The 812-nt window shown below is 71.4% G+C and carries 1 protein-coding gene; it reads left to right on the forward strand.

The window, feature by feature from the left end; translation table 11 throughout:
• On the forward strand, positions 1–812 hold an 812-nt coding region (locus ACYVO6_RS49405; protein WP_461073618.1), incomplete at both ends, for an NAD(P)/FAD-dependent oxidoreductase.

Consider the following 812-nt stretch of genomic DNA (forward strand, 5'->3'; position numbering starts at 1 on the left):
CACCGCACGGGCGTCGCTCAAGCCGCTGGTGTTCGAGGGCGCCGTCACCGCGGGCGGCGCGCTGATGACCACCACCGAGGTGGAGAACTTCCCCGGCTTCAGGGACGGCATCATGGGCCCCGAGCTCATGGACCACATGCGCGCCCAGGCCGAACGCTTCGGCGCCGAGCTCATCCCGGACGACGTCGTCTCCGTCGACCTGTCCGGGGAGACCAAGACGGTCACGGACACCGCGGGCACCGTGCACCGGGCCAGGACCGTGATCATCGCCACCGGCTCGCAGCACCGCAAGCTGGGCCTGCCGGGCGAGGACGCGCTGTCCGGGCGCGGGGTGTCCTGGTGCGCGACCTGTGACGGCTTCTTCTTCAAGGACCAGGACATCGCGGTGATCGGCGGCGGCGACACCGCGCTGGAGGAGGCCACCTTCCTGTCCCGGTTCGCCCGCTCGGTGACGGTCGTCCACCGCCGGGACACGCTGCGCGCCTCCAAGGCGATGCAGGAACGCGCGTTCGCCGACCCGAAGATCACGTTCGTGTGGGACAGCGAGGTCGCCGAGATCCAGGGCGAGCAGAAGCTGGCCGGGCTCAGGCTGCGCCACGTGAAGACCGGCGCACTGTCCGGGCTGGCGGTGACCGGCCTGTTCATCGCGATCGGCCACGACCCGCGCACCGAGCTGTTCAAGGGCCAGCTGGAGCTGGACGGCGAGGGCTACCTCCAGGTCGACGCCCCCTCCACCCGCACCAGCCTGACCGGCGTCTTCGGCGCCGGCGACGTGGTCGACCACACCTACCGCCAGGCCATCACCGCGGCCG

This window comes from Streptomyces pseudoechinosporeus, from assembly GCF_054783935.1.